Origin of the sequence: Amycolatopsis sp. NPDC052450, assembly GCF_044547565.1 — a bacterium.
Taxonomy (GTDB): Bacteria; Actinomycetota; Actinomycetes; order Mycobacteriales; family Pseudonocardiaceae; genus Amycolatopsis.
Genome location: NZ_JBIUAQ010000003.1, coordinates 21,238 through 44,285 on the forward strand (window position 1 = coordinate 21,238; position 23,048 = coordinate 44,285).

19 protein-coding genes are annotated in these 23,048 nt (G+C 67.4%); 15 read left to right on the plus strand and 4 right to left on the minus strand.

The features are described 5' to 3' along the window. Nucleotides 1-149: 149 nt before the first annotated feature. The 9 genes from ACIHAO_RS07445 (at nt 150) to ACIHAO_RS07485 (ending at nt 11,169) form a co-directional block, all read left to right on the plus strand. The gene (locus ACIHAO_RS07445) at nt 150-1,166 is read left to right on the plus strand and encodes a DUF1702 family protein (protein WP_396555432.1); all 1,017 of its coding nucleotides are present in this window, start codon (nt 150-152) and stop codon (nt 1,164-1,166) included. Beyond that, complete coding sequence (locus ACIHAO_RS07450; RefSeq protein ID WP_396555434.1) at nt 1,163-3,109, plus strand: CRTAC1 family protein; 1,947 nt, start codon at nt 1,163-1,165, stop codon at nt 3,107-3,109. Before ACIHAO_RS07445 ends, ACIHAO_RS07450 begins: the two co-directional genes overlap by 4 nt. Nucleotides 3,110-3,114: 5 nt before the next feature. After that, on the plus strand, nt 3,115-4,155 hold the full coding sequence (locus ACIHAO_RS07455) for an enediyne biosynthesis protein (protein WP_396555436.1): 1,041 nt from the start codon (nt 3,115-3,117) through the stop codon (nt 4,153-4,155). Continuing rightward, a complete protein-coding gene (locus ACIHAO_RS07460; protein ID WP_396555438.1) occupies nt 4,152-5,513 on the plus strand; it encodes a cytochrome P450 in 1,362 nt (453 codons plus the stop codon). The genes ACIHAO_RS07455 and ACIHAO_RS07460 overlap by 4 nt, the downstream gene beginning before the upstream one ends. Nucleotides 5,514-5,556: 43 nt before the next feature. After that, entirely contained in the window at nt 5,557-6,111 is a 555-nt protein-coding gene (locus ACIHAO_RS07465; RefSeq protein ID WP_396555439.1) for a DUF5987 family protein, read from the plus strand. After that, complete coding sequence (locus ACIHAO_RS07470; RefSeq protein ID WP_396555442.1) at nt 6,108-7,745, plus strand: FAD-dependent oxidoreductase; 1,638 nt, start codon at nt 6,108-6,110, stop codon at nt 7,743-7,745. The genes ACIHAO_RS07465 and ACIHAO_RS07470 overlap by 4 nt, the downstream gene beginning before the upstream one ends. Nucleotides 7,746-7,956: 211 nt before the next feature. Beyond that, on the plus strand, nt 7,957-8,757 hold the full coding sequence (locus tag ACIHAO_RS07475) for a TIGR03084 family metal-binding protein (RefSeq protein WP_396555444.1): 801 nt from the start codon (nt 7,957-7,959) through the stop codon (nt 8,755-8,757). Beyond that, nucleotides 8,754-9,773 (plus strand): carboxymuconolactone decarboxylase family protein, encoded by a 1,020-nt coding sequence (locus ACIHAO_RS07480; protein ID WP_396555446.1) that lies wholly within the window; start codon nt 8,754-8,756, stop codon nt 9,771-9,773. The genes ACIHAO_RS07475 and ACIHAO_RS07480 overlap by 4 nt, the downstream gene beginning before the upstream one ends. Before the next feature lie 16 nt (nt 9,774-9,789). Continuing rightward, nucleotides 9,790-11,169 carry a DHA2 family efflux MFS transporter permease subunit gene (locus ACIHAO_RS07485; RefSeq protein WP_396555448.1) on the plus strand — a complete coding sequence of 460 codons (1,380 nt, stop codon included), beginning with the start codon at nt 9,790-9,792 and terminating at the stop codon, nt 11,167-11,169. A gap of 851 nt (nt 11,170-12,020) precedes the next feature. Here ACIHAO_RS07485 and ACIHAO_RS07490 read toward each other — a convergent pair. Together ACIHAO_RS07490 and ACIHAO_RS07495 are read right to left on the minus strand one after the other, a co-directional pair. After that, a complete protein-coding gene (locus ACIHAO_RS07490) occupies nt 12,021-12,452 on the minus strand; it encodes an SgcJ/EcaC family oxidoreductase (RefSeq protein ID WP_396555450.1) in 432 nt (143 codons plus the stop codon). Between the two features lie 31 nt (nt 12,453-12,483). Beyond that, nucleotides 12,484-13,662 carry an acyl-CoA dehydrogenase family protein gene (locus ACIHAO_RS07495; RefSeq protein WP_396555452.1) on the minus strand — a complete coding sequence of 393 codons (1,179 nt, stop codon included), beginning with the start codon at nt 13,660-13,662 and terminating at the stop codon, nt 12,484-12,486. A 267-nt stretch (nt 13,663-13,929) separates the two neighbouring features. Between ACIHAO_RS07495 and ACIHAO_RS07500 the strand changes: the two genes are divergently transcribed. The 5 genes from ACIHAO_RS07500 (at nt 13,930) to ACIHAO_RS07520 (ending at nt 19,095) form a co-directional block, all read left to right on the plus strand. After that, the gene (locus ACIHAO_RS07500) at nt 13,930-15,327 is read left to right on the plus strand and encodes an FAD-dependent oxidoreductase (RefSeq protein WP_396555454.1); all 1,398 of its coding nucleotides are present in this window, start codon (nt 13,930-13,932) and stop codon (nt 15,325-15,327) included. A gap of 56 nt (nt 15,328-15,383) precedes the next feature. Continuing rightward, nucleotides 15,384-16,763, plus strand: coding sequence for an FAD-dependent oxidoreductase (locus ACIHAO_RS07505; RefSeq protein WP_396555456.1), 1,380 nt, complete (start codon nt 15,384-15,386; stop codon nt 16,761-16,763). Between the two features lie 147 nt (nt 16,764-16,910). Beyond that, nucleotides 16,911-17,897 (plus strand): sigma-70 family RNA polymerase sigma factor, encoded by a 987-nt coding sequence (locus ACIHAO_RS07510; RefSeq protein WP_396555457.1) that lies wholly within the window; start codon nt 16,911-16,913, stop codon nt 17,895-17,897. 5 nt (nt 17,898-17,902) lie between these two features. Then, complete coding sequence (locus ACIHAO_RS07515; protein ID WP_396555459.1) at nt 17,903-18,496, plus strand: TIGR03086 family metal-binding protein; 594 nt, start codon at nt 17,903-17,905, stop codon at nt 18,494-18,496. 59 nt (nt 18,497-18,555) lie between these two features. Next, complete coding sequence (locus ACIHAO_RS07520; protein WP_396555460.1) at nt 18,556-19,095, plus strand: pyridoxamine 5'-phosphate oxidase; 540 nt, start codon at nt 18,556-18,558, stop codon at nt 19,093-19,095. A 318-nt stretch (nt 19,096-19,413) separates the two neighbouring features. On the opposite strand, the gene ACIHAO_RS07525 is transcribed toward ACIHAO_RS07520, so the two are convergent. Together ACIHAO_RS07525 and ACIHAO_RS07530 are read right to left on the minus strand one after the other, a co-directional pair. Next, nucleotides 19,414-20,871 carry an MFS transporter gene (locus ACIHAO_RS07525; RefSeq protein ID WP_396555461.1) on the minus strand — a complete coding sequence of 486 codons (1,458 nt, stop codon included), beginning with the start codon at nt 20,869-20,871 and terminating at the stop codon, nt 19,414-19,416. Nucleotides 20,872-21,056: 185 nt separating this feature from the next. Continuing rightward, entirely contained in the window at nt 21,057-21,635 is a 579-nt protein-coding gene (locus tag ACIHAO_RS07530) for a dihydrofolate reductase family protein (RefSeq protein ID WP_125785570.1), read from the minus strand. 251 nt (nt 21,636-21,886) lie between these two features. On the opposite strand from ACIHAO_RS07530, the gene ACIHAO_RS07535 reads away from it, so the two are divergent. Then, a complete protein-coding gene (locus ACIHAO_RS07535) occupies nt 21,887-23,035 on the plus strand; it encodes an acyl-CoA dehydrogenase family protein (RefSeq protein WP_396555463.1) in 1,149 nt (382 codons plus the stop codon). Nucleotides 23,036-23,048: the final 13 nt, after the last annotated feature.

The window sequence follows — 23,048 nt, forward strand, 5'->3', positions numbered from 1 at the left end:
TCGCCAGAGTTTGTCTCTTGTGGACGGTCCGGGTACGTCGCGTAGGCTCTTCGCCGCCAGTCGGTGTCCATTGTGGACATACTTGACGCTGTACCAGAGCACATTCGGAGTGGCCCGCACCGCCGCCCACCTGTGAAGCTCTGTTCGGGATGAATCGCCGAACGAGGGACATACGGAGGCGGATCACATTGGCGACAGGTTGGCGCGCACTAAGACGCCGGGTCTTGACACCGAATGTTTCGGCGACATTGCTGGATGTTCGCGGTTTTCACAAAAAGAACCCGGCCGCTCAGGAAATGCTGGAGAGCGTCGGTAAAACGTTCCTCACCGGATACGGGTACGCCGCCGAGGCGCGCACCGTCGAAGAGGCCGCGGAGAATCTGGAAACCGTACCGGCCAGATTCCGCGGATTCGCGTACGAGGGTGCGGCCATGGGATTCACCGTCCGGGACAGGCTGCCCTTGGGGCCGAGCGGGCTCACCGAGAAATTCCTGGCCGGTCCGGGTGCGCCGCATATCTACATGATCTACGTCGGGATCGGCTGGGCGATGGCGCGGCTGCCGAAGTTCCGCTGGCCGAAGAGCGCGACCACTGATCCGCTGCTGCGCTGGCTCGTGCTGGACGGGTACGGGTTCCATCAGGCCTACTTCCACACCGCGCGCTACGTGCACGAGCAGTACCAGGAGCGGGATTTCCCGTGGCCCGAAGGCCGCCCCCGCTATGCCGCCAACGCCATCGACCAGGGGATCGGCCGCGCGATGTGGTTCGTCGGCGGTACCGATGCCGCGCGTGTCACGTCGATGATCGGCCAGTTCCCCGAGTCACGCAGGGCGGATCTGTACAGCGGGGCGGGGCTCGCCGCGACCTATGCCGGCGGGGCCGACGAGCAGGAGCTGCGCGTGTTCGCGGACCGGGCGGGCCGATTCCGTCCCCAGGTCGCACAGGGCAGCGCGTTCGGCGCGGAAGCGCGGATCCGGGCCGGACTGCTCGTGCCGCACACCGAAACGGCCACTCGGATCCTGTGTGGTTTCTCCGCCGAGAAAGCGGCGCAGATCACCCAGGACCTCCGCCCTGACAAAGTCGTCGACGGCGAATCGCCCGCTTTCGAGGCGTGGCGCGATCGTATCGCCGGAGAATTCGTCTCTCTTGGAGGTGTCAGTCAGTGAAGTCTGTAGCCGGCTGGTTGCGCAAGCAACTACCAGGCGTCGTCGCGCTGGTATTGATGGCGGCCATGTTCGTGGTCGCCGAAAAGCCTGCGACCTCCGCCGCCGAGACGGCGAATCTCGCCGGGAAATTCGGGTTCACCCCGGTTTCGATCGCGATGCCGAGTGGTTTCCCGCAAAAGGAGATCCGCAGGGTCAACAAGGACTATAAGCATATCGACGCGTGGATCTCTTCGGTCGGCGCGGCCATCGCGATGAACGACGTCGACGGTGACCGCCTTGCCAACGATCTCTGCGTCACCGATCCGCGGATCGACCAGGTCGTCGTCACCCCGACGCCGGACGCGAAGGCGGACCGGTACGCGCCGTTCGCGTTGTCGCCGGGCCCGCTGCCGATGAACGACCGCATCGCGCCGATGGGCTGCCTGCCGGGCGACTTCAACGAAGACGGCCGGACCGATCTCCTGGTCTACTACTGGGGACGCACCCCGATCGTGTTCCTGGCCAAGCCGGACGCGACCAAGCTCACCCCCGCCGCGTTCATACCGGCCGAACTGGTCCCCGGCAACGGTGGCGCCGAGTACAACGGTCCGCAGTGGAACACCAACGCGGTCGCCTTCGACGACTTCGACGGCGACGGGCACGGCGACATCCTCATCACGAACTACTTCCCGCACGGTCCGGTGCTCGACGACCGGGTGTCCGGCGGTGTCGAGATGAACGACTCCATGTCGGCGGCCTACAACGGCGGCGAGGACTACTTCTTCCGCTGGACCGGCGCGACGACAGGAGCGAGCCCGTCGGTGAGCTATCAGCGCGTCGACGACGCGCTGCCGGTCGACGTGTCGAAGGGCTGGGAGCTGGGCGCGGCGGCCAACGACCTCGACGGCGACGGCCTTCCGGAGCTCTACCTCGCCAACGACTTCGGGCCGGACAACCTCCTGTACAACCAGTCCACCCCCGGCAAGCTGAAGTTCTCCTTGGTCAAGGACGTGCGTTCGCCGGTCATCCCCAAGTCCAAGCAGGTCGGCATCGACTCGTTCAAGGGCATGGGTGTCGACTTCGGCGATCTCGACGGTGACGGGCTGTACGACATGTTCGTCAGCAACATCACCTCCTCGTGGGGCATCGAGGAGAGCAACTTCCAGTTCATGAACACGGCCAAGGACCAGGCCGACGTGCGGGCCAAGCTCGCCGAGGGCACCCCGCCGTTCGCCGACACCAGTGGTCCTTCGCGCACCGCGTGGTCCGGATGGGGCTGGGACGTCAAGACGGGCGACTTCGACAACGACGGCGCCGTGGAGATCGCGCAGGCGACCGGCTTCGTCAAGGGCCAGGTGAACCGGTGGCCGCAGCTGCAGGAGCTGGCCACGGCCAACGACGGGATCCTGTCCAGCCCCGGCGCGTGGCCGAACGTGAACCACGGCGACGACATCGCGGGCAGCCAGCGTCTCGCCTTCTACGCCCGCAGTGCCGACGGGACCTACGGCGACATCTCCGGGGCGTTGAAGCTCGACGTGCCGGTGCCCACCCGCGGTATCGCGACCGGTGACTCCAACGGTGACGGCAAGCTCGACTTCGCCGTGGCCCGGCAGTGGGACCAGCCGGTGTTCTACCAGAACGTCGCCAAGGACAGCGGTGCCTACCTCGGGCTGCACCTGTTCCACGAGGCGGCGACCGGACAGGCTCCCGGCACGCCGGCGGTCGGTGCCCAGGTGACGGTGACGACCCCGGACGGACGCAAACTCGTCGGCCGCGTCGACGGCGGCGGTGGCCACTCCGGCAAGCGCAGCAACGAGGTGCACATCGGCCTTGGCGACCTCGACGGCCCGGTCCAGGTCCACCTGAAGTGGCGTGACCGAAGCGGGCAGATCCACGAGCAGGACCTGAAGTTGACCGCTGGCTGGCACACCCTGCAGCTGGGCGCCCAGGCCAAGGAGAAGTGATCGGTATGGCTGACAACACGACGAGCACCGCGGCACCTCCGCGGCACGACCCCAAGGTCACCATCGCGTTGCGCAACTTCGCGATGTCGATCTCGGTGTTCAACATCATCGGCTACGCGCTGCTGGGTTTCGAGCAGCCGTGGATCTGGCCGTTCATCGCGCTGGCCACCGGTTACACCGTGGAGATCGGCCTGGAGGCGCTCGCCGCCCGGGTCGACCACCGGGCACCGCGCTACGCGGGCCGGGGCGTTCGAGGGATGGTGGAATTCCTCTATCCGGCGCACATCACCAGTCTCGCCATGAACATGCTGATCTACGTCAACGACCAGGTCTGGGTGCTGATCTTCGGCGTGGTGGTCGCGGTCGGCACGAAGTGGGTCCTGCGTGCCCCGGTGCGGGGCAGGCTTCGGCACTACATGAACCCGTCGAACTTCGGCATCGCCGTACTGCTGCTGATCTTCCCGTGGGTGAACATCGCGCCGCCGTACCACTTCACCGAGCATGTCTCCGGCTTCGTGGACTGGCTGGTGCCCGGGATCATCATCCTCGGCGGCACCATGCTGAACGGGAAGCTCACCGGCCGGATGTGGCTGATCGGCGCCTGGGTGATCACCTTCGCGTTGCAGGCGATCGTCCGTGGCATCTTCTTCGACACGTCCATTCCCGCCGCGCTCGGCATGATGACCGGTGTCGCCTTCATCCTCTTCACCAACTACATGGTGACCGACCCCGGGACCAGCCCGTCGAAACCGGCTTCGCAGATCGCGTTCGGTGCCGGCGTGGCGATCATCTACGGCTTCCTGATGGTCGCGCACATCGCGTACGGCATCTTCCTCGCGACGGCGATCGTCTGTCTCGTCCGCGGTTTGTTCCTGTGGGGCCTGCACTTCTCCAACAAGGCCCGTGAGGAGTTCGAGGCGAAGCAACGGGCCGAGGCCGCCACACCGGAGACCAACGGTGACGGCAAGGTGACGGTCTCGCTGACCCCCGCGCCACCGGCGACCCTGGACGGCACGGGCGAGGACAAGAAGGTCGTGCGGACATGACCGTCGCGCCGCAGCGGGCCCGGTCGCTGTCCGGCCCGCCGCGTACCCAGACGTTCGGTCTGCTCAAGAAACTCATCGGTGACCGGCTCGCATTGATGACCTCGGCGGCCGACACCTATGGGGACGCATCCCGGATCGCCATCGGGCCGAAGACGCTCTATTTCTTCAACCATCCGGAATACGCGAAGCACGTGCTGGCCGACAACAGTGGCAATTACCACAAGGGAATTGGCCTGGTCCAGGCGAAACGCGCCCTCGGCGACGGTTTGCTGACCAGCGAGGGCGAGCTGTGGCGCAAACAGCGGAAAACGATCCAACCGGTGTTCCAGCACAAACGCATCGCCGCGCAGGCGGGTGTCGTCGCCGAGGAGGCCGCGAAACTCGTCGGCAGGCTCAAAACGCATGTGGGCGGTGGCCCCGTCGACATCGTCGAAGAGATGACGGGGCTCACCCTCGGCGTGCTCGGGCGGTCCCTGCTAGACGCCGATCTGGGCACGTTCGACTCGATCGGGCATTCGTTCGAGGCGGTGCAGGACCAGGCGATGTTCGAGATGGTTTCGCTGAGCATGGTGCCGACGTGGATCCCGCTGCCCAAGCAGCTGCGGTTCCGCAAGGCGCGCAAGGATCTCGACCGGATCGTCGAGGCACTGGTGGTCGAGCGCAAGGCCGATCCACGCGTCGACGGCGACGACGTGCTGACCCGGCTGATCGCTTCGACCAAGGAGGAGCCGCGGCCGGAGGTCGCCAAACTGCGGATGCGGGACGAGCTGGTCACGCTGCTGCTCGCGGGCCACGAGACGACCGCGAGCACGCTGGGCTGGACCTTCCATCTGGTGGACCGGCATCCGGAGGTGTTCGAGCGGCTGCACGCAGAGGCGGTGGAGGTGCTCGGCGATCGGCCACCCGCCTACGAGGATCTGCACCGGCTGACCTACACGACCATGGTGGTCGAAGAGGTCATGCGGCTCTATCCGCCGGTGTGGATCCTCACCAGGCAGGCCCAGGAGGCCGACGACATCGGCGGCTATTCGGTCCCGGCCGGCGCCGACGTCGTGGTCTGCCCCTACACCCTGCACCGGCATCCGGAGTTCTGGGACGACCCTGGTCGGTTCTCGCCGGAACGGTTCTCCGCGGAGAACACGGGCAGCCGTCCGCGGTATGCCTACATTCCCTTCGGTGCCGGTCCCCGGTTCTGTGTCGGCAGCAATCTCGGCATGATGGAAGCGGTGTTCGTGATCGCGATGATCAGCCGCGAGCTGCGACTGAAGAAGCGGCCGGGATACGAGGCCGTCGCGGAACCGATGTTGTCGCTGCGCGTTCGCGGTGGCCTGCCCATGACCGTCCATTCGGCACAGTGAATTCCCCCGTAGCACTCCGGTCAGATGACGAGGGTATCGGAATATGGATGATTACCAGCTTCAGACGATGACGCTCGAAGCGTTCGCGGACACCATCATCCCCGGCGAGAAACGAGCACCGGACGACCGGGCGATCGCGGGGGTTTCGGACGGGGGCGGCGCGGTCGCCGCCGGTGCCATCGAACTGCTCGAGTGGGACGCCACGGGTGTCTCCGAAGGTCTCGGACCGTTGTCGGCCGCGCTCAACGGGCACGCGACGGCCTACGCGCACGAGTTCGGTCTCACGCTGGACGAGTCCGTCCCGCCGTTCGTGGCCCTGGCGTTCCCCGACCGGACCGCGCTGGTGGAGCGGCTCACCACGCCGGGCCATCCGGAGAAGGACGGGTGGGTCCTGCTCGCCCTGTTCAGCAACATGGCCTACGACAGCGCCGCGCACATGAGCACGACCGACGCGATCGAACAAGGACATCCCGGCCTGCTCGCGATGGGTTTCGCCAAACCGGAATCCGACGGCCTGTGGCGGTTCCCGAAGTATTCGTACGGCAGGGTGCTGGCGAAGTCGCATCCCGACACCACCGAATCAGGGAGCCTGGCATGAACGCGACCGAGAAGACCGATGTCGTCGTCATCGGCAGCGGATTCGGTGGCGCCATCGCCGCCTACCATCTGGCCGCGGGCGGGGCGAACGTCGTCGTCCTCGAACGCGGGCCCTGGCTCTCCGGTGAGGACTTCGACCACGACTACCTGCTCGGCAAGTCGTACACCCGGGTCTTCGATTTCGTGGCCGGCGACGGGATGAGCGTGCTCGGCGGGAACTGCGTCGGTGGCGGCAGCGTGGTGTACTTCGCCGCGCTGCCGCGAGCGCCGCGGTTCGTCTTCGACCGCCACGGCAGCATCGGGCGCCGCATGTGGCCCGAGGCCATCAGCCGCGACACGCTGGATCCGTGGTACGACCGCGTCTCGGAAGTGGTGCCGGTCCGCAAGCAGAGCTGGAGCGAGGTCACCTACGCCGGCGGGCTGTGGGCCGCCGCGTGCAACCACTCCGGCCGGACCGCCAACCCCGTCCCGGTCGGGATCGACGCCGCGAAATGCACCAACTGCAACTGGATGATGGCGGGCTGCCGGTTCGACGCCAAGCAGTCGCTGCTGTTCAACTACATCCCCGGCGCGGTCAGCCACGGCGCCGACATCCGCCCGCTCCACGAGGTTCAGCGGATCACCAGGAACGACGACGGCGACTACCGGATCCACTACACCCGCGTCGACGAGGTGGACTACCGGCTCCAGGAGCCCGGCGGCGCCATCGACGCCAAGATCGTCGTCCTCGCGGCGGGCGCCGCGGCCACCCCCGTCATCCTGCAACGCTCCGAGCCCGAACTCGGGCCGATGCCCCACGCGGTCGGCCGGTACTTCTCCGGGAACGGCGAGCGGCTCAACACCGCGCTCATCGACGAAGACCGCGTCAGCGAGGTGCTCGGCCTGTCCCGTGAGGACGGACCGGCCTACGCCGCGAACCAGATCGGCAAGGGCCCGGTGGTGGCGAACTGGGACAAGCTCGACGGCTCGCGGCCCGAGTACACCCGGTTCTCCCTGGAACAGCTGTACTTCCCGCCAGGGCTCGGCACGATCCTCGCCCAGGCTCCGGACGCGACCGGCCCGGCCTGGTTCGGCCTCGCCAAGAAGGAAATGCTCAGTAAGTGGCGGTCATGGCTGACCATCTTCCTGATGACCGAAGACGACAACGAGGGCGTCTTCGGCCCGCCGCCGCCGACCGGCAACGCGTACCGGATCTCCCAGCAGATGCTGGGCCGCGGTTCGCTGCGGTACGACCCGACGCCGAACACCCTGAGCGGCTGGGCGATGGCCGACGCCGAGGTCAAGTCGATCCTGGAACGCGACGGGCTGGCCAAGGTCATGCCGTGGACCAACGACGTGGTCGGTGCCTACACGGTGCACCCGCTCGCGTCCTGCCGCATCGGCGACGATCCGGCGACCTCGGCCCTCGACGACCGGCACGAACTGCGCGACCACCCCGGGATCTTCGTCACCGACGGCTCCGCGGTCCCCGGCGCGCTCACCGTGAATCCGGCCTTGACGATCGCCGCGCTGGCCGAACGCGCCATTCCCGCGATCGTCGAAGCGGCGCGGGAGCGCGGGGTGCGGGTCGAGTACGGCGCCCCGCTGCCGTCCAGGGTGACGACGACGGCGCCCGTAACGGCCCCCGTCAGTTGAGAGCGCTCACCGGTCCGTGAAGGCCTCCTTGAGGGACCCAGAGTCCCTCAAGGAGGCCTTCACGGACCGGCCAACACTCGCGACGGGAGCTTGTCCATTGTGGACATATCGGCTGCCGGTTCGGCGCACGATGGGACATGACAGCGCACCGGCGGCACCGCCAAGCTAAGTCCAAGGAAATCCTTGTCGATTCGCGTGAAAGGTGAACGGCGTGGCCGGTTTGCGGGAAGTCATTCAGGATCTGGACGCCGACGGCGATGAGCTCGACGCGCTGCTCGCGTCGCTCACGCCGGAACAGTGGGCTACGCCGACCCCGGCGCCGGGGTGGACGATCGCGCATCAGGTGGCGCATCTCGCCGCGACCTTCCGGATGGCGGGGCTGGCCGCGGCCGATCCGGAGGGGTTCAAGAACCTCGCCGGCAGCCTCGGGCCGGATTTCGACGCGAACGTCCACGCCGCGCTGTCGCAGTTCCTGCCGGATCCTCCCGCCGTGCTGTTCGACCGGTGGAAGGCCGAACGCACCGCGGCGTCGAAGGCACTGGCCGCCGCCGATCCCGCCGGTTTCGTTCCGTGGCTGGTGAATCCGCTGCCGCCGTCCATTCTCGCGAGTGCCGGGATGATGGAGATGTTCGCCCACGGCCAGGACATCGCGGACGCGCTCGGCGTGCGCCGGACCCGGACGGAACGCCTCGGCCATCTGGTCGCGTTCGCGGTGCGGACGTGGGACTTCGGCTACCTGGCCAGGGGGCTCACGGCGCCGGCCGAACAGTTCCGGTTCGATTTGGTGTCGCCCGCCGGTACCCGGTGGGGTTTCGGGCCGGAGGACGCCACCCAGCGCGTCGAGGGTCCGGCGGAGGACTTCTGCCTGCTGGTCACCCGGCGCCGTCACCACTCCGACCTCGCCCTGGTGGCCACCGGCGAGCACGCGGCACAGTGGCTGGAGATCGCACAGGCCTACCGCGGGCCCGCGGGCGAAGGACGCGAAGCGGGACAGTTCAGTCAGGGATCATGACCTCCAGGCTGTTGCGAACCGCGTTGCGCCGCTCGCTCAGGCAGATCCGCTACGTGACCCCGGTCGCGCCGCGGCGGGCGACGGGGCTGGTGGCGGACGTGTACCGCCAGGTCGAACGCGACTTCGGCATGCTCGCTCCGCCGATGGCGCTGCACGCCGCCGCCCCGGCGGCGCTCGCCGGGAGCTGGATGATGTTGCGGGAGACGCTGGTCGCGCCCGGCCTCGTCGATCGACGGACGAAGGAACGCGTCGCCACCGCGGTGTCGCGGTCGAACGAGTGCCCGTACTGCGTGACGGTGCACGGCGCGACGGTGCGGGGGATCGGCGCCTCGGCGGATCTGACGGCGGACATGGACATCGCTGCCTGGGCACGGCTGCCCGGGGTGGCGGAAACCCGCCCGTTCCCGGCCGACCACACCGCGGAACTCGTCGGGGTCGCGGTGTGCTTCCACTACCTGAACCGCATGGTGAACGTGTTCCTCGACGATTCGCCGCTGCCGGACGGGATCCCGGCGGCGGCCCGCGGCGCGGCGGAGGCCTTCTTCAGCAGGTTCATGGGTGCGGTGGCGGCCAAACCGGGTGAGCCCGGCACGTCGCTCGGGTTGCTGCCGCGGGAACCGCTGCCGCCGGACCTGCGGTGGGCGGCGGGCAACCCCGTCATCGCGGCCGCGTTCGCCAGTGCCGCCGCGGCGATCGACGCCGCCACCCGGGACAGCGTCACCGAGGGAGTCGCCGCGCTGGTCCACGCCCGGTTGGCCACCTGGGATGGTCAGCCGGCCGGACCGAGCCGGGCCTGGGCCGAAGAGGCGATCACCGTGTTGCCCGCGTCCGAACGCGCGGCCGGTCGGCTCGCGCTGGTGACCGCGATGGCCTCCTACCAGGTCGACGAGACGATCGTGGCGGAGTTCCAGCGCGTCCATCGGGAGGACAGGGCGCTGGTCGAGGTGACGTCATGGGCGAGTATGGCGGCCGCGCGAAGGATCGGTGTACTGAAAACCGGCCAGGATGCGCGGTGACCTGACGCGGACCGGAATGCGGTCCGATCCCTGGCTCGCGCTCGGCGTGCTGTGCCTCGCCAACTTCCTGATCCTGCTCGACACCACGATCGTGAACACCGCGGCGCCGGTGATGATGCGCGTGCTCGATGCCGGGATCGACGAGATCCTGTGGATCTTCAACGGTTATCTGCTGACCTTCGCCGCGCTGCTGATCGTCTTCGGCCGCCTGGGCGACCTCGTCGGCCCGCGCGCGGTCTTCATCGCCGGGCTGGCCGGGTTCACCGTCGCATCCGTCCTGTGTGGACTGTCGACCACCCCCGGGACGCTGATCTTCTTCCGGGTTCTGCAAGGTGTCGGCGCGGCGGCCCTGGTGCCCCAGGCACTCGTGTTGATCTCGGTGATCTTCCCGGCACGGCGCCGTGGCGCCGCGTTCGGGATCTTCACCGCGGTCGCGGGCCTGGCGTCGGTGAGCGGGCCGACGCTCGGCGGCCTGCTCGTCACCGAGTTCGGCTGGCAGTCGGTCTTCTACCTCAACGTGCCGATCGGCCTGATCGCGATCGTCGCGACCTTGCGGCTCGTTCCCGCCCCGCGCACCGCACGCTCGCACCGGTTCGACCCGGTCGGCGTGCTGCTCGCCACCACCGGCCTGACCGCGTTGGTGTTCGGGCTGATCGAGGGGGAGCGGCACGACTGGGGCACGGTGGCGGGCCCGGTCTCCATCCCGGCGATCTTCGGCGCCTCGGTGGTGTTGCTGGTGACGTTCGTGCTGTGGGAACGGCGCCGCGCGGAACCGCTGGTGCCGCTCACGCTGTTCCGTGACCGGAACTTCGCCATCGCGACCACGATCACGCTGATCACTTCGTTCGCGTTGTACGGCCTGCTGCTGGTGTTCGTGCTCGAGACGCAGACACTGCTCGGCATGAGCCCCGTCGAGTCCGGGCTGAGCGCGCTGCCCTGGACGCTGGCGCTCAGCGCGGTCGCTCCGGTCGCCGGCAGGCTGACCGACCGGATCGGCGGCAAACCCCTGCTCGTTTCCGGGCTCGCGCTGTTCGCGCTCGGCGTGCTCGGCGTCGGTCTCCTGCCGGACTCCTCGTCGACCGCCGCGGTGTTCGTCCTCCCGCTGATCGCGGTCGGCGTCGGACAGGGCCTGACCCTGGCGCCGGCGACGACCGAGGCCATGCGCGACATCACCCCCGGGGATTCCGGTGCGGCGTCCGGGATCCTGAACACCGCCCGGCAGATCGGCGGCGCGCTCGGGGCGGCCGTGGCAGGCGCGATCCTGCAAAACCGCGTCACCGGGGAACTCGAGCAGCACGCATACCTCTCCGCCGCCCGCACGGCCCTCGCCGTCCTGGCCGGTGTACTCGTGGCCGGTGCCGCCCTCGCCACGCTCATGAAGCCCAAGCCACGTTGAGGGCACGAAACCCGGCGTGTTCCGCCTTCAATCACGCGTGTCTCGCCTTAGCGAAGTACATGAAGGCCCCCTTCCTTGCGCTAGTGTCCCGAGTCGGAAGTTCGTGTGGTACTTCGGCGTGGTGCCGAAGGATCTTGTTCTTGTTTTGTGCGGTGAAGATGCTGGCTGCTGAGGCCGTGAGCACTTCGCTGACTTCAAGGTAGCCAGGATGCCTTCATGGCGAGGTTCCGGACCGGCTACGGGAGCCGGCCCCGTCTTGAGTGTCCATAAGGGACACTTTCGGGCGGCGATATGTCCGGCTTGTGGATAAATGTGCGGTTTTTCGGTGGGGTGGGGGGGGGGGGGGGGGGGGGGGGGGGGGGGGGGGTGGGGGGGGGGGGGGCCCCCCCCCCCCCCCCCCCCACCCCCCCCCCCCCCCCCCCCCCCCCCCCACCCCCGCGCAATGTACCCAAAATGGACACTTGTGCCTGCCCGGCGTCCTTTGTGGACGGTCAAGAGCCTCATCTTCACCTCATGACCCCCGGACCAGTCGCGAAACGGCCGGATATCGATACGGATTTACGGCGCGAACTTCCGGTTCAGGACACTAGGCGCAAGGAAGGGGGCCTTCATGTACTTTCACGACCGGCCGCCGAGGTCACAGCCGCCCACCGTCACCAGGGACCACATCCAAAGGTAGCGAAAGCCTCCTTCCCTACCTTCAGAGTAGGCAAGGAGGCCCTCACGGCCAGGAGAACGCGTATGCAGGAGGCGACACGCGAAATCGCACATATGGCGAAGGCACCCGCACACGCCGATGCGCCCGAACGCCGTCCTCTGACTGGACGTTCGGGCGCAAGACCGGCGTGGTGTCAGTTCACCGACGTGCCGGGGACGGGAAGGCGCTGGGTGGCGGGGCTGTTCTGGTAGGCGGCGAGTTTCCACTCGCCGTCCTGCTTCACCACGAACCACGCCGCGCGGATCGCCTGCGCGTCCGAGACCTCGGACTCGCCGGGTGCGAGTACTCCGCCCTGGGTCAGCAGCAGGCCGACCTCGTTCGAGAAGAACCGGATGTCGACCGGCTTGCCGGTCACCTGGGTGCCCTTGTACTGGTCGGCGAAGGCGTCCTTGAGGTAGGCGCGGATCTCCTCACGGCCCTTCTTGTACAGGCCCGGCAGGATCATCGTGCCGTCCTCGGTGAAGACGTCGGCGAAGGTATCGGCGTCGTTGTACGCCCACGCCGAAATCACCTTCTGCGTGAGCGCGGCGACCGCGGCCTGCTCCGCCTTGGTGCTGGAGTCCATGGGTTCCCTTCCCTTTTCCGGATTTCGGCGATCAGAAGTACAGCGTGTTGGGTTCGAGACCGCAGAGCACGCGGCCGTACAGCTCCGTGTTGGTGTCGGGGTGCATGAGCGCGTGCAGGTTGACGGCCTGGACGTCCCGCTGGATGCGCTGCATGGGCACGTCCGTGTAGATCGACGACCCGCCGCTCGCGGTGCTGAAGATGTCCACCGCCTCTTTGACGAGCGCGCATACCGCGCCCATGTCCGCGCGCGCCTGCGCACGCTCCTCCAGCTTCCACGAGGTGCCGTCGACGCTCTTGGTGTCCACCAGGGACGTCAGGCGCTTGCCGTGGAACTCCGCGGCGTCCAGTTTCAACGACGCGCTCGCGACCTGGAGGTGGGTCAGCGGTGCCTCCCGCTGACTTTCATAGGCCGTGTAGGTGATCTTCCGGTTCGGCAGGCGTTTGAGGAAGAACTCCTTGGCGGCGTTGCCCATCCCGAGCACGCTGCCGACCGACGAGGCGGACGCGACGGGCAGCAGCGGGGCCCGGTAGATCGGCGCGTCGGCGTTCCGCACGCTCGCGTACTGCCCCTGCAACATGGCGGGGAGCGGCATGATGCGTGCCTGCGGGACGAACACCTCTTTCGCCACCGTGCTGACACTGCCGGTGCCCTTGAGCCCCGAGGTGTGCCAGTCGTCGACGATCAGCAGGTCCGACATCGGCACCAGGGCCATGATCGGATAGGGCTCGCCCTCGCCGCCGACCAGCACGGCGATGACCTCCTGCCAGTGCGCGTGATGGGCACCGCTGATGAAGCCCCATTTGCCGTTGATCACCACGCCGCCGTCGGCGGGGGTGGCCATCGCGGTCGGACTGAGCGTGCCGCATACGCGAACGTCGGGTGTCGAGAACACCTCGTCCTGGACCTCGTCCGGGAATTGCGACGCCATCCAGGTGGGAATCCAGTACACCGCCGCGGTCCACGCGGTGGACCCGTCCGCCCTGCCCATTTCGGCCGCGACGTCGAGAAGTGTCGCGGTGTCCGCCTCGAATCCGCCGTACCGCTTCGGTGTGCGCAATTTGAACACGCCGGCGTCCGCCAGTGCGTCGATCGTGTCGTCGTGGAGCCGACGGTTTTCCTCGGCCCAGCCTGCCTTGTCTCGGAGACTTGGCCGCAGCTCGGAGATACGCCGCACCAGTTGCTCACGCGTGGGAATTTCGGTGGACAAGACTGAAACCTCCTCGTGAAGGCGTGGACGGAACGCGTTCACCGCCGTCTGTCCGCCCCGGTGTGCAAGACGCTTTCACCGTGGGTGGGCCGGGGCATCTTCGATCGTGCCGCGTTGGATCGGGCGCACCCGCGCACAACCAGAGATGCGTGACCGGGCACGACACTGTCATGGTCGGTCCATTGCCGCCGCACCCTCAAAGATGCGCCGCCGTTCCGCCTGCTGAAAGCATTACCCGAGCTGATCACGAGAAAGGGGACTGGCGCCGTGAGTAACGTGACCGGGAGACGGGCGATCGTACTGGGCGGCAGCATCGGCGGAACATTGGCCGCGCGGGTGCTCGCCGAATTCTTTTCCGAGGTGCTGATCGTCGATCGCGACGAGATCGTCGGCGTTTACGAGGCACGCAAGGGAACTCCGCACACCCGGCACGCACACGGCCTGCACGCTCGTGGCCATTTGATCATCGAGGAATTGTTCCCCGGTTTCACCGAAGAATTGCGCGCCAATGGCGTGCCGACCGGTGATCTCGGGGAAATGCGCTGGTTCTTCGACGCACGGGAGTTGCGGCCGTCACGCACCGGATTGATCTCGGTGACGGCGCCACGCCCCTTCCTGGAAGGGTATCTACGCGCTCGCGTCGCCGAATTGCCGAATGTCAGGGTTCTGGAAAAGCACGACATTCTCGGCCTGCTGGCCACACCGGGCCGGGACCGCGTGATCGGGGCACGGGTCCGGTCGCGCGCCGAGGGCGCCGAGGAGGAGACGCTGGCGGCCGATCTCGTCGTGGACGCGACCGGGCGTGGCTCGCGGACTCCCGCCTGGCTGGAGGAATTCGGTTACGCCCGCCCGCGTGAGGACAAGGTCAAAGTCGGCCTCGCCTACACGACCCGGCTCTACCGGACGCGGCCGGAATGGTTCGGCGGCGTGCAGTCGATCAACCCGGTCGCCTCGCCCGCGCATCCGAGGGGCGCGTTCTTCGGGCAGATCGGGAAGGACACGTGCATCCTTTCGCTGACCGGGATCCTTGGCGACCATCCCCCGACGGAACCCGGCGCGTTCCTCGAATTCGTCCGCTCGCTGCCGGTGCCGGACATCTACGACGCCGTCCATGACGCCGAAGGACTGGACGCGCCGGTGAGCTTCGGCTTCCCGGCCAGCGTCCGGCGCCGCTACGAGAGCCTTTCCCGCTTCCCGGACGGCCTGCTGCTCATCGGCGACGCGCTGTGCAGCTTCAACCCGGTCTACGGCCAGGGTATGAGCGTCGCGTCCATCGAGGCACTGACCCTGCGCGAGCATCTGCGGAAGGGTGGTGTGCGGCCCGGATCGTTCCTGACGGACCTGGCGAAGGTGATCGACGCGCCGTGGGACATCTCGGCGGGCGGCGACCTGAACTTCCCGCGTGTGCAGGGCCGCCGCACGCTCAAGGTGCGGATGGGCAACGCGTACATGTCCCGTCTCCAGTACGCCGCGACCAAGGACGCCGGGGTCGCCGGCGCGTTCATGCGGGTGGCGGGCCTGATCGACCCGCCGGAGACCCTGATGCGGCCGTCGATGGTGAGGCGTGTGCTGAAGCACGGCCTCGGCAGGCCGGCCCCGGGCCCGTCCCGGTCCGCGGCGCCCAAGCCGCTTGCTCCGCTCCGCGATCGGGAGGAGCTGTCATGAAGATCCCATGGGCCGTCGCTCATCCCTAGCAGCGGTCCCTGAAACGGAGGCTTCACGTGGTCGATCATCTAGGCGAACGAGCGGTCGTTCTCGGCGCGGGTATCGCCGGTCTGCTGACAGCTCGGGTGCTGTCCAAGCGGTATCGCACGGTCATCCTCGTCGAACGAGACGAAATCATCGGTGTGACCGGTACCCGTCGCGGGATACCGCAGGGCTCGCACGCGCACGCGTTGCTCGCCAAGGGCCAGCAGATCCTGGAGGACCTGTTCCCGGGGCTGCTCGCGCAGATGCAGGACGACGGCGTCCCCATCGGCGACATGGCGGGCCGTCTGCGGTGGTACTTCAACGGCGCCCGGCTGGCGCAGAAGGACTGTGGCCTGCTGAGTGTGTCGGCGACCCGGCCACAGCTGGAGGCCTACATCCGTGAGCGGGTCTTCGCTCTGCCGAACGTCGAAGTCCTCCAGAACACGGTGATCCGCGGACTGGTCGTCTCCGACGACAAGGCGAGGGTGAAGGGTGTCCGGGTCGCGGGCACGACCGCCGAGGCCGACGACGTCCTCACCGCGGACCTGGTCGTCGACGCGACGGGCCGGGGCAGCAGGACACCCGCCTGGCTGGAGGAGTTCGGCTACGAACGGCCGGGCGAGGACAGCATCAAGATCGACCTGACCTACACCTCGCGCAATTTCACCTTGACCGAAGATCCTTTCGGGAACGACCTGGCGATCAACCCGGTCGCCTGTCCGGCGAACCCCCGGGGCGCCTTCTTCGTCAATCTCGGGAACGGGGAGGCACTGGTCTCCCTGACCGGGATCATCGGCGACCGGCCGCCCGGTGAACTCGACGGCTTCCTCGACTACACGCGATCGCTGTCCGCTCCCGAGATCCACGGCGCGGTGCACACGGCGAAACCGGTGGGCGAGGCGACGTCGTTCCGGGTCCCGGCGAGCATTCGACGGCGGTACGACAAGCTGACCCGGTTCCCGGCCGCTTTCCTGGTCATCGGTGACGGGGTGTGCGCCTTCAACCCGGTCTACGGCCAGGGAATGACCGTGGCCGCCATGGAGGCTGTCGCGCTCGCCGAGCATCTCGCGAAGGGACAGCCGCGGCCGGTCGAATTCTTCCGCGAACTGAAACCGATCATCGACGTGCCGTGGAGCATTTCCGCGGGCGGTGACCTCGCTTTCCCGGAAGTGGTCGGAAAGCGGGATCTGCAGGTCCGCATGGGGAACGTCTTCATGGCGCGCCTGCATACCGCCGCGCAGGTGGGCGGCAGGTTCACGGCGGCGTTCTTCCGGGTGGCGGGCCTCGTCGACCCGCCGCAGACGCTCATGCGGCCCGCCTTCATGCTCGACGTCCTGCGCACGGCACGTCGAGTGGTGAAGGGACGACCTGCCCGCGGAGCGGACGTGGGCCTTTCGAGCGCCACTCGATAGGGCTTGTTTCCGCGGATTCGGCGGTCACACAGGGTGATTTTCGGCGCGAGCGATGAGTTTCGGCGGGCCCGGTGGTCTGTATCGTTGTGACGTCGAATCGCCGGCGGGGACGAGGCATGGGTGCCGGTGAGGTGAGGGGAGGCAGCAGTGCTGGTCGAGGAGGATTTCGAGCGGGTGACCGCGCCTTTCCGCCGTGAGCTGCTGGCGCATTGTTACCGGATGCTCGGCTCGGTCCATGACGCCGAGGAGCTCGTCCAGGAGACGTACTTGCGGGCTTGGCGCGGCTTCGGCGGGCTCGAACAGCACTCGTCGTTGCGCCAGTGGCTGTACCGGATCGCGACCAATGTCTGCCTCACCGAACTGGAGCGCAGCGGACGGCGGCCGTTGCCTTCGGGCCTCGGCCATCCTCCGCTGGACGTCGCGCCGAGCGCGCTGGCGCCACTGCCGCACGTGCGGTGGGTCGAACCGAGCCCGGACAAGGTGTTCGGGGCGGGGACGGAGGATCCGGCCACCGTCGCGGCGTCGCGCAACAGCATGCGTCTCGCCCTCGTGGCCGCTTTGCAGCTGCTGCCACCGAAACAGTGCGCGGTCTTGTTGTTCCGTGACGTGCTCAAGTGGCAGACACCCGAGGTCGCGGACCTGCTGGGAATCAGCCACGCCGCGGTGAACAGCGCGTTGCAGAGAGCCCGTGCGACGGTCAAGAAGGCCGCTCCCGCGGAGGACGAGGTCGTCGACGTGCCCGCCCGCCGCGCGGTGCTGGACAAATACGTGGCCGCCGTCGAAAACGCGGACAGCAGCGCGCTGGCCGGGATCATGACGGAGAACGCGGTCTGGGAGATGCCGCCGTTGCCGATGTGGATCGCCGGCCGCGACGCGATGGAGTCCTTCATCGATCGCTTCTGTCCTTCGGCGGCGGGGGACAACCGGCTCGTCCGGACCTCGGCGAACGGGCAGCCCGCGTTCGCGGCGTACCTGCGGGGAAGCGACGGAGTGCACCGCGCACATCAACTCAACGTCGTGTCGGTCACCAACGAAGGAATCGACCACATCGTGTCGTACCAGTCGCCCGGCCTGTTCGAGCTCTTCGACCTGCCGGAGGTCTTCGGCCGCCCGTCTGGACCGAGCGGGACGTGAAACCCGTGCCAGGAGTGGGGTTCGCGGACGGGTCGAGGCTGCTGGAGGGATCGATCGTCTACGCGCTCGTGGTCTTCACCGATATCGCCGAGGTCGATCTCGAGCGGGCCACGCCGTGCAGCGAATGGACGCTGCGCGAACTTCTCTGGCATGTCAACGAATCCATGGCGGATCTGCACGAGGGGATCGTGACCGGGGGAGTCGAACTCTTCAAAGTAGGGCAGGGGGCGATGGTTTCGGCGCCGACGCCTAAGCCGGGACCGACGATCACGGCACAGGTGCTGGCCAGCCGCCTGCTGAGCGTCGTGAGCATGCGGGAATCGTCGCCGTCACTGTCCATCGGCGACCGTCCACTGGACGGTGGCGTCGCCGCGAGCGTGGGGGCGATCGAGGTCGCCGCGCACGCGTGGGACATTTCGCACGCCTGCGGCCACAATCTCGACGTTCCGAAGCAACTGGCTCGTGACCTGCTCGAATTGAGCCACTCTGTCATTCCAGAGTCGCATCGGTCGCCCTTCTTCGCGCCCCCGGTCAAAGTGGGGCCTTCGGCGAGTGAGACGGACAAGTTCGTCGCGTTCCTCGGGCGAATGCCAGGGTGAAACCGAACGACGAGATCGGCGCCTCGTTCCGGCGTCGTGACTCCGTGAGGAAGTACTAGATGAAATACTCCGACATCGTGCGACTCGTGGAGACCGATCCGGTCGTGCGGACATTGCTGGAGATGCCCATCGCGCTGCGGATCGGATACACGGGCCTGGACGGCAGCCCCCGAGTCATCCCGGTCGTCTACCTCTGGGACGGCGCGGCCTTCGTCTTCGCGTCACCGGCCGCGGCGTACAAGGTGAAGTCCATTGTGGCGCACCCGGAGGCCGCGTTCTCCCTGGACGTCGGTCCCGGCCCGACCGCGGCCGAGGCGCGGGTGAAGATCTCGTCGTCGCTCGGCCTGCCGGTCGTCGACTACGCGCCGATCGCCGTGACCGGACGCGGGACCACTTCGATCGAGATCTGTTCCGGGATTCCGCAAATACATCTGGAGATGGCCCGCCGGATGATCGGCGACGACAGGAAACTGAAAGACTGGGCCGACGGGCACGTCGAACGGGACAACGACTGGGCGATCATCTCGCTCACCCCGACCCATATCTCGGTCTGCGACTTCGTTTCCCGGTTCCCGCCGACGGCGGAACTCGGTCCGTGAGGGTGAGGCTTTGCCTCCGGTGCGGAACCGATCTAGCTGAGCTCGGGTGGATCGAGAGGGGAGGATCTGGGACGTTGAACGTCCCAAATCCTCCCCTCTCGCCTTCATCGCTGAAGCGACATGATCGCCGGACGAGGAACGCTCACCGGTCCGTGAAGGTGAAGGTAGTAAAGGAGCCCTTCACTATCTTCAGGGCGACCACCTGGCACGACACTTTTGACTTTCGGTCCACCAGAACCCAAGCCCTCTTTTGCCACTCACGACAGAGAAACCAGGGCCGCGCCGGTCTCCCGGCACGGCCCTGGCATCGAGGGGTACCTACCGTCCTGTCGCGCCTTCGACGGGTGCCGGATCTGGGGTTCCGGTGTCGCCGGCGGGCGCGGACAGACCGGCGGCCCTCTTCCCGGGGGAGAACGCCGCGACGATGGCACCGAAGACGGAGCCGATCGCACCGACGTAAAGCGCCGCTTGGAAGCCGTCGATCGCGGAAGCCGGGCTGGCGTAGCTGCCGTACATCGCGAAGACGGCGCCGAGAATGGCGACACCGAAGACGCTGCCCAGTTCCTTGACGGCGTTGTTGGCCCCGGCCGCGGTCCCCGTGTCGCCGGGGGGAACGGAACTCAACGCGAGCGTCGTCATCGTCGGGAAGCACATGGAGATACCGACGCCGGACACGATGAGCGGGCCGATCAGTTGCCCGTAGCCGATGCCGGGCGCCGTGACGGCTCCCATCCACGCCAGCCCGGCGGTCTGGAGCAGCATGCCGGCGACCATGAACGGCCGGGTGCCGAACTTGTCGGCCAGGCTGCCCGCGATGGGCGCGACGAGGAACGGCATACCGGTCCACACGAGGAGACGCAGACCTGTCTGGAGCGGGTCGAGGCCTAGTCCGGTCTGCATGAGCTGCGCGAGGATGAACAGGGTGCCGATCACCGAGATCTGCTGACAGAAACCGACTATGTTCGCGGTGGCGAAACCACGGTTCCGGAAGTACGCCAACGGGATCATCGGGTGACTGGTCCGGGTCTCCCATTTGACGAACGCGGCCATCAGGACGGCGCCGAGGATCAGCGCGCCGATGACCTCCCAGCTGCCCCAGCCCATGGTGGGCGCCTGCACTCCGGCCCAAGTCAGCGCGAAGAGACCGACGCCTGCCAATGCCAGGCCGCCCAAGTCGAGTTTCGGTCGCCCGCCGAACGATTCACGAAGGACGCCGTAGGCGAGGGCCATCGCGATGATCGCGAAGGGAACGTTCAGCCAGAAGATCCATTCCCAGGACAGCCCCTCGGTGATGAAACCACCGACGACCGGGCCGCCGGCGATGCCGACACCGGCGATGGCTCCCCAGATGCCCATGGCGGCGCCGCGCTTCTCCGGCGGGAAGTTGTCCGCCAGGAGGCTCATGCTCAGCGGCATCGCCACCGCGGCGGCCGCACCCTGCGCGAACCGCGCCAGGATCAGGGTGTCGATGGAGGTCGACATCGCGGCCAGCACGGACGCGAGCGCGAACAGGCCGAGCCCGAGCACGTACATCCGCCTGCGCCCGAAGCGGTCCCCGAGCGCGGCCCCGGTGAGGACGAGGCAGGCGAAGACCAGGTTGTAGCCGTTGATGGTCCATTCCAGCTCGGAAAGACTGGCGCCCAGCTCGGCCTGCAAACTCGGCAACGCGGTCGCGACCACGACGACGTCGAGTGACGTCAGGAAGACGCCGATGCCCACTGCGACGAGCGCCCATCCCGGCCGGAGACGGGGCGGGGTGACGGTCGAGGTATTCAAGGCCGCACCCCCTTTGCGCCCATCGAAGCTGTAGTTCTCGTCATTGCCAGACACTCCTGTTCGATGCTCGTGATGGTCGGTAGTCGCGTGCAGGCGACAGAAGTACAGACCAGACCGGAGTGCCCAAACTGATCGCTGTGCCGGGAATCAGGCGGTGACCGGTCGCGATCGCCGGACGGGCGGCGTCAGTCGCGGCGTTCGTAGGTGGCGACGATGACGTCGCCGACCGTGCGTGACGAGGCCAGATCGAAGTCGGCGGGGATCGCGCCGTCCACGAAGAGGCGCTTCCCGGACCCCACGACCACCGGGAAGAAGAGCAGCCGGTACTCGTCGACCAGGCCGTTCCGCATGAGCGTATGGGTCAGGTTGCCGGAGCCCGACACCCAGATCGGTCCGCCCGTTCCGTCCTTGAGCTCTTTCACGGCGGAGGCCACGTCGCCGTCGATCATGGTGGTGTTCACCCAGTCAGCGGACTTGACGCTGCGTGACGCGACGTATTTGTCCATCGCCTCGAGGCGTTTGTTGATCGGGTGATCGCCGGTCGTCGGCCAGTACGCGTAGAAGATGTCGTAGGTCTTCCGGCCGAGCAACAGCGCGTCCTCGTCGGCCGTCCACGTGAAAAAGGTGTCGCTGAGCAGGCTGCCCGCGTGTTTCGCGGTCCAGCCGCCACCCTCGAAACCACCTTCGCGGTCTTCGTCCGGCGTTCCCGGCCCCTGGACCACGCCGTCCAAGGACACGAACTGTTGCACGATCACTTTCCGCACGATGTCTCCCTTCGTCTCGTATATACAGACTCGCCGGCACCGGAAAACTCATCGCCCGGTGCGGAGGTTTTTCCCGTGATCACGGATCGTAGTGCGGACGGCCGAGAGGATCCCGTGGCGGCGCCGGACGGCACACTCGGAGATGCAGCCCGGGTTCGCGGCGGACAGGATCCAGTCATACCGCGCTCCAAGCGAACGAATCGCCGGAGGTCAAGATGGTGCTGGATATCCAATCCCCTTCACGAGAGGAGTTGGTCGCGCGCGCATCCGAGCTGGTCCCTCTCATCAGGGGACGTGCTCAATGGATCGACGAGAACCGGCGGCTCCCCGCGGACGTCATCGAGGGGATCGAACGTTCCGGGCTGCTCAAAATGCGCGTTCCCACGCGATACGGTGGATATCAGAGTGACGCGAGAACGCTCATCGACGTCCACGCGGAAATCGCTCGCGGTGACAGTTCCGCCGCTTTCTGCGTTTCGGTCTGGTCGCTCATCAACTGGATCGCCGGGTTGTATCCGGACGAGGTGCAGGACGAGGTGTTCGCGACGCCGAACTCGCGGGTCTGCGGAACGCTGGCGGCGAGCGGGAAAGCGTCGCGGACGAACGGCGGCTACGTCATCAGTGGCGAATGGAGGTTCAACAGCGGGGTACTCCACAGCCACTGGAAACTGGTGGTCGCCGAACCCGATGAAGCGGGCGCCGGTGAAGGTCCGATCATGGCGATCCTGCCGGCGTCGAGCTTCGAGGTCATCGACGACTGGCACACTCACGGCCTGCGTGGTTCGGGCAGTGTGAGCGTTCGCGCGCACGACGTGTTCGTCCCCCAGGCGCGGGTCCGTCCGGTGATGGAGTTCTTCGACGAGCAATGCAAATCGGAGACGAACTCCACCCAGTCGATCTATCAGGTGCCCATGCTGGTCACCTCCACCATCGCCACGGCCGGCCAATGCCTCGGCGCGGCCGAGGCCGCCATCGAGCATTTCCTGGACCGGCTTCCCGGGCGGAAGATCACGTACACGGATTACGAATCGCAGCAGACCGCGCCGCTCACGCATCTCCAGGTCGGCGAGGCCACTCTGCTCGCCGAGGAAGCGCGGCTGCGGGCGCGGACGTTCGCCGACCTGGTCGACGCGAAGGCGGCGCGCAACGAGCCGTGGACGCAAGCCGAACGCATTCGCTCCCGGGTGGAAATGGGGCGGGTGGCACAATTGGCGCAGGAGTCCATCCGGATCATCTCGACCGCGAGCGGCGGTAGTTCGATCTACAACGATGTGCCGATTCAGCGAATACATCGGGATATCGAAACGATCGCGTTGCACGCGTTGACGAGCCCGAACACGAACCTCGAACTGCTCGGCAGGCATCTGTGCGGGCTCGAGCCGAACACGACGTATCTCTGAGGCCGTTCCGTCC

What these genes read in the sequence shown, in the direction of transcription:
- ACIHAO_RS07465 (WP_396555439.1), top strand. Translation starts at nt 5,557, where the DNA reads ATGGATGATTACCAGCTTCAGACGATGACGCTCGAAGCGTTCGCGGAC.
- ACIHAO_RS07520 (WP_396555460.1), top strand. Translation starts at nt 18,556, where the DNA reads ATGAAATACTCCGACATCGTGCGACTCGTGGAGACCGATCCGGTCGTG.
- ACIHAO_RS07460 (WP_396555438.1), top strand. Translation starts at nt 4,152, where the DNA reads ATGACCGTCGCGCCGCAGCGGGCCCGGTCGCTGTCCGGCCCGCCGCGT.
- ACIHAO_RS07445 (WP_396555432.1), top strand. Translation starts at nt 150, where the DNA reads ATGAATCGCCGAACGAGGGACATACGGAGGCGGATCACATTGGCGACA.
- ACIHAO_RS07470 (WP_396555442.1), top strand. Translation starts at nt 6,108, where the DNA reads ATGAACGCGACCGAGAAGACCGATGTCGTCGTCATCGGCAGCGGATTC.
- ACIHAO_RS07485 (WP_396555448.1), top strand. Translation starts at nt 9,790, where the DNA reads ATGCGGTCCGATCCCTGGCTCGCGCTCGGCGTGCTGTGCCTCGCCAAC.
- ACIHAO_RS07490 (WP_396555450.1), bottom strand. Translation starts at nt 12,452, where the DNA reads ATGGACTCCAGCACCAAGGCGGAGCAGGCCGCGGTCGCCGCGCTCACG.
- ACIHAO_RS07480 (WP_396555446.1), top strand. Translation starts at nt 8,754, where the DNA reads ATGACCTCCAGGCTGTTGCGAACCGCGTTGCGCCGCTCGCTCAGGCAG.
- ACIHAO_RS07455 (WP_396555436.1), top strand. Translation starts at nt 3,115, where the DNA reads ATGGCTGACAACACGACGAGCACCGCGGCACCTCCGCGGCACGACCCC.